We start from the raw sequence: 5,828 nt of genomic DNA on the forward strand, positions 1-5,828 counted from the left end.
CACCGTACGAACATCGTCGCGAATGACATGGAGGGATCCGGTCGTTGACGTTTTTACCCAATAGCTAAGACGAAGCGGACGGCCGCAAACCGCAGGATTTCTCGTGGCCGGGACGCTCGTCGCGGCGCCGCATCGCGCATGCGGTGCGCGGAAACGGTCTCGTGTGCGTCTCGTGCATATCTTCAGCGGAATGTCACAAAAACTTCCCGGTTGAAACCTGAGGATTGTCGAGCCGCACGCAGGGGGAGGGTGGCGCGCCTCGCGCGCAGCCTTCGGGGCGGCAACACGTTTGCCGACGCTCGCGCGAGCACGCGGTGCCCGGAAGCCTTGGCAGCCACGGCAGACGATACGTACACGAAACGGGGGCCACGCACATTCCTGCGCAACGCGCCGCGCGATTCGCGCCGGCGCTCGTTGCGCGCGCCTTGCAGGCCGCACGCTGGCGGCCGTGTCCTGCTTCCGGTGTCGCGTCGGACGGCCAGTCGGACGGCCCGCGAAAAAAGTCTGCGGCAATGCGCGACCCGTTCCGTCTAGGTAGGTGAGAGCGGCGACTCGTGCGACGCACACGATGGTCGTTGCCGATCGACGCAGCAGTGCCGATGTGTCGGCAGGCAGTCGATCGCGACGATGCGTGACGAAGGTTGCGGGTTTTCCGGAGTCGCTTCGTCCTTTCCGATAGATGCGGTTGAACGCACCGGGTACGGAAATCGGGAAATGCATTGCGTAGATCATGCTAAGGATGACGAATAAATCGTCATCAAAGTGAAACAGGCATTTGATAGCGGAGCGAACGGCTGGCGCGGTGCGCAACGCTTCGATCCGGAACAACAAAGGGGAATGGCGCATGCCGCCGAGAGTAGACCGCAAGTCACGTGAACGATGGCGGCTGAACTGCCGATGCCTGGCTGGTGTCGTGCTGGCCGGAGGGCTGGGCCTCGCGCCGGGCGTTCATGCGCAGGAAGCCGCGCCGGCTGCGAAGGCGGCACCGGCCACGCCGCAGTCGTTCGACGTGAATGCCTTCGTGGTGCGCGGCAACACGACGTTGCCGACGCTCGAGATCGAGAAGGCCGTGTATCCGTTCGAAGGGCCGGGCCGCACGCTCGCCGACGTGAACGCGGCACGTGACGCGTTGCAGAAGGTGTACCAGGATCGCGGCTACCAGTCGGTCGTCGTCGAGCTGCCGCAGCAGCAGGTGAAGAACGGCGTGATCCTGCTGCAGGTGACCGAGGCGAAGGTCGGCCGCTTGCGCGTCGACGGCGCGAAATACAACTCGCCACAGAACATCCGCGATGCGGTGCCCGCGCTGGCCGAGGGCCAGGTGCCCGATTTCAACCAGGCGCAGCAACAGCTCACCGACCTGAATCGCTCGGCGGACCGGCAGGTAATTCCGATCCTCAAGCCGGGCGCGCTGCCGCAGACGGTCGACGTCGACCTGAAGGTCGACGATCACAGCCCGCTGCATGGTTCGCTCGAACTGAACAACGACCACAGCCCCGGCACGTCGACCCTGCGCACGACCGCGAACCTCAGCTACTCGAATCTCTGGCAGCTCGGCCACGTGATCTCCGGTACCTACGTGCTCGCGCCGCAGCATCCGAACGATGCGCGTGTCTACGCGTTCTCGTATCTCGCGCCGATCAAGGATTCGCGCTGGAGCTTCCTCGCGACGGTCGTGCATTCGGACAGCAACGTCGCGTCGGTCGCGAACACCAACGTGCTCGGCAAGGGCACCACGTACGGCTTCACCGCGATCTATTCGCTGCCGGCAACGGAAACCTACGCGCACTCGGTCAGCGTCGAGATCGACCGCAAGCACTTCGACGAAAACGTATCGATGCCGGGCCAGCCGAGCTCGACGGCGCCGCTCACGTACGTGCCGGTGACGCTGTCGTACAACGGGCAGCTGAGCCTGAAGAACTCGCAGACGTCGTTCGCCGCGTCGGTGACGACCAACATCCGCGGCCTCGGCAGCGACTGGGGTGCATGGGACAACAAGCGCTACAACGCGACGCCCGATTTCGTGTACGGCAAGTTCGACGTCAACCACACGCAGCGCTTCGCGAACGACATGCAGGCCAACGCGCACGTGAACGCGCAGATCTCGAACTCGCCGCTCGTGTCGAGCGAGCAGTTCGCCGCGGGCGGGATGAACAGTGTGCGCGGCTACATGCAGGCCGAGGACACGGCCGACAGCGGCGTGATCGCATCGGTCGAATTGCGCAGCCCGTCGCTCGCGAAGTGGCTCGGCGGGGCGGTCGGCAGCCGCGTGAACGAGTGGCGCTTCCACGCATTCTTCGACGCGGCGCACCTGTGGCTGCTGAGCCCGCTGCCGGAACAGACGTCGCGCTTCAACCTGATGAGTGTCGGCGTCGGCACACGGGTACAGATCATGAAGTATGCGAGCGCGGATTTCGAAGCTGGTTGGCCGTTGAAGGCGGGTGTCTATACGCGGCAGTACAGCCCGCGATTCGATTTCTACGTAAGGCTGGGTTTCTGACGGATTTTTTTGATCGTGCCGGGGCGATGCGACGAGCGCGGCGCCCGCACATTCGGGGAGTGGATCGTGAAGCGAGTCTTGTTTTTCCTGTTGGCGGTGATGCTCGGCGTGCTGCCCGGCATCGCGAACGCATGGTGGCAGAACGACTGGTCGTACCGGAAGGCGATCACGATCGACGCGAGCGCGAAAGGCGCGAACCTCGCGGAATCGGCCGGCCGTGTGCCGCTGCTGATCCGCCTGCACTCGGGCAACTTCCAGTTCGACGGGCTGGCCGACAACGGCGCGGACATCCGTTTCGTCGCTGCCGACGACAAGACGCCGCTGAACTACCACATCGAGCAATACGATCCGGTGCTCGGCGTTGCGCTGATCTGGGTCGATATCCCGAAGATGCCGGCCGGCGCCGCGGAGTCGATCTGGATGTACTACGGCAACAAGAAGGCGCCTGACGGCAGCAAGCCGGCCGAGACGTTCGATGCCGACTACACGCTCGTGTACCACTTCAACGGCGCGGCGGGTGCGCCGCCGAAGGACCTGACCGCATACGGCAACCATGCGCAGAACGCGTCGTTCCAGACGGTCGAGGACGGCATCGTCGGCAAGGGTGCGCGGTTCGACGGCAACGGGTCGCTGACGCTGCCGGCGAGCCCGTCGCTGAATGTACCGGCCGGTGGCAGCTTCACGTTCAGCGCGTGGGTGAAGCCGTCGGCGCTCACGCCGAACACGCTGCTGTACAGCCGTCGCGACGGCGCAAACGCGCTGCTGATCGGCCTCGACAACGGCGTGCCGTTCGCGGAAGTCCAGGGCGCTGCCGGCAATCCGGCACCGGTACGCACGCCGGCCACTGCGCCAGTCGCCGTGAACCAGTGGACGTATCTCGCGGTCACGGCCGACGGCAAGAACCTGACCGTCTACGTGAACGGCAAGCAGGCCGCGCAGGTCGCGGCGACGCTGCCTGCGCTGAACAGCGCCGCAACGGTCGGTGCTGACACCACCGGCGCACCGGTGGGCTTCGCCGGTTACGCAGGCGCGCTCGACGAACTGCGTTTGTCGAAGATCGCGCGCTCGCCGGCCGCGATCGCGGTCGACACGCTCGCGCAGGGCTCGGAATCGAAGCTCGTCGCATACGGTGCAGACGAGAAGCAGTCGGGCTTCGGCTTCGGCTACTTCGGCGTGATCGTGCAGTCGGTGACCGTCGACGCGTGGGTCGTGATCACGATCCTGCTCGGCATGGCGCTCGTGTCGTGGGTCGTGATGTGGACGAAGGCACGCTACGTCGGCACCGTCGACAAGGCGAACCAGTATTTCGTGCAGCGTTTCCGCGAAGTGGCCGGGCGCCACCTGGTCGGCCTCGCGCATGTCGACGAAGCGAGCGCCGACGGCCGCCGGCTGTACCAGTCGTCGCTGTACCGGCTGTACAAGGCCGGCGTGCATGAAATCCACAGCCGCGTGGACGATAACGGCCGCACGGTGATCACGTCCGAATCGATCGAGGCGATCCGCGCGTCGATGGACGCGACGCTCGTGCGCGAAAACCAGAAGCTGTCGAAGTCGATGGTGCTGCTGACGATCGCGATCTCGGGCGGCCCGTTCCTCGGGCTGCTCGGCACGGTGGTCGGCGTGATGATCACGTTCGCGGCGATCGCCGCGGCCGGCGACGTGAACGTGAACGCGATCGCACCGGGTATCGCGGCCGCGCTGCTCGCGACGGTCACGGGCCTGTTCGTCGCGATCCCGGCGCTGTTTGGCTACAACTACCTGCTGATCCGCAACAAGAACGTGACCGCGAACATGCAGGTGTTCGTCGACGAATTCGTCACGCGCCTCGCCGAAGCGCACCGCGCGCCGGATCACGCGGTGCTGGCCGACTGACCCACGCAGGAGACCACCATGCAGGTTCAGGACGACGACAAGCCGTACGACGACATCAACATCACGCCGATGCTCGACCTCGCGTACGTGTTGCTGATCATCTTCATCATCATGACGACCGCGTCGGTGCAGGGCATCAAGGTCGATCTGCCGAAGGCGAGCTCGTCCGCGAGCCTCGCGAAGCCGAAGACGAAGGCGATCACGGTGGCCGATTCGGGGCAGGTATTCCTCGACGCGTACCCGGTGACGATGGACGAGCTCGAGAGCCGGCTGCGCACCGAGAAGGCGACCAATCCGGAGTTTCCGATCGTGTTGAAGGGCGACGCGGGCGTGCAGTACCAGAAGGTGATGGACGTGCTCGACCTGTTGCGCCGCCTCGATCTGTCGCAGGTCGGTCTTGTGACCGGCAAGGCGAAGCAGGGCGGCTGACGCGATGGAAATGACCTACAACGGCGGCCCGCCGGACAAGGGCCCCGGCCGCTACGTGAAGCCCGTCGCGATCGCGCTGGTGCTCGCGGGCGTGGCCGCGCTGATCTGGCGTTTCGCGGGCGACACCGCGGGCGTGAAGCGCGTGAGCGCGCCGCAGGTGACGACGGTGATTCCGTTGCCGCCGCCCCCACCGCCGCCGAAACAGAAGCCGCCGCCCGAGAAGGTGAAGGAAGAGGTCAAGACGCCGGTCGACCGGCCGACGATCGCACCGAAGCCGTCCGAGGCGCCGAAGCCGTCGGACAACCAGCCGAAGCAGATGACGATGAATGCCGATGCGCAGGCGGGCACCGACAACTTCGGCATCGGCGCGGGCGACGGGTCCGGCATGCTCGGCAGCGGCGGGGGCGGCAAGTTCGGCAACGCGAGCTATGCGCAATACATGGTGTACGTGCTGCAGCGCGCGATCGAGCAGGACAAGGGCGTGCAGGAAGCCGGCGGCGCGCGTTTCGCGGGCAGCCTGAACCTGTGGATGGATGCGGCGGGGCGGATCACGAAGGTGACGGTCGCGCAGTCCACCGGCGACGCGAAGATCGATGCGGCCGTCGTCGCGGCGGTCGAAGCGCTCGGCAGGGTCGACGAGGTGCCGCCGCCCGCGACGTCGTATCCGGTGCTCGTCAAGCTTCAGGGGCGCAAGCCGGCATGACGATGCGTACGCGAAACGACGAAAGAATCATGGGGTGGCGCCGTCGCACGGATGCTGCCGGAAAAGAAACGAAAATTGTTCGGAGTACTTCGATGATTGGCAAGATGAACGGACGGGGTGGGGTGCCCCGCAACGGCGCGCTGCCCGCGCGCCTGTCGCGCGTCGGCGCGGCGGTGCTGACGCTCGGGCTGGCCTGCGCGTCCGCCGCGCACGGGCAGTCGCTCGAGGCGCAGGCAGCATCGGGGAAGGCCGCGCCGACCGAGAGCGTGGTGATCAACCTGATCAACCTGCTCGTGAAGCGCGGCGTGCTCACGCAGCAGAACGCGA

General features: G+C 65.9%; 4 protein-coding genes and 1 pseudogene. All 5 read left to right on the forward strand.

Annotated elements, in window-relative coordinates; translation table 11 throughout:
• Window positions 1-844 precede the first annotated feature (844 nt).
• Entirely contained in the window at window positions 845-2,497 is a 1,653-nt protein-coding gene (locus JYJ84_RS26820) for a ShlB/FhaC/HecB family hemolysin secretion/activation protein (protein WP_236027416.1), read from the forward strand.
• 66 nt (window positions 2,498-2,563) lie between these two features.
• Window positions 2,564-4,369 (forward strand): DUF2341 domain-containing protein, encoded by a 1,806-nt coding sequence (locus tag JYJ84_RS26825; RefSeq protein ID WP_175223343.1) that lies wholly within the window; start codon window positions 2,564-2,566, stop codon window positions 4,367-4,369.
• A gap of 18 nt (window positions 4,370-4,387) precedes the next feature.
• Window positions 4,388-4,798: a biopolymer transporter ExbD gene (locus tag JYJ84_RS26830; RefSeq protein WP_043177386.1), complete on the forward strand. Its 411-nt coding sequence runs from the start codon at window positions 4,388-4,390 to the stop codon at window positions 4,796-4,798.
• Between the two features lie 4 nt (window positions 4,799-4,802).
• Window positions 4,803-5,501 carry a TonB C-terminal domain-containing protein gene (locus JYJ84_RS26835; RefSeq protein WP_175223344.1) on the forward strand — a complete coding sequence of 233 codons (699 nt, stop codon included), beginning with the start codon at window positions 4,803-4,805 and terminating at the stop codon, window positions 5,499-5,501.
• Window positions 5,502-5,593: 92 nt separating this feature from the next.
• Window positions 5,594-5,828 (forward strand): annotated as a pseudogene (locus JYJ84_RS26840) (putative porin); the annotation flags it as partial.

The sequence above is a fragment of the Burkholderia sp. LMG 13014 genome, from assembly GCF_905232215.1.
GTDB lineage: Bacteria > Pseudomonadota > Gammaproteobacteria > Burkholderiales > Burkholderiaceae > Burkholderia.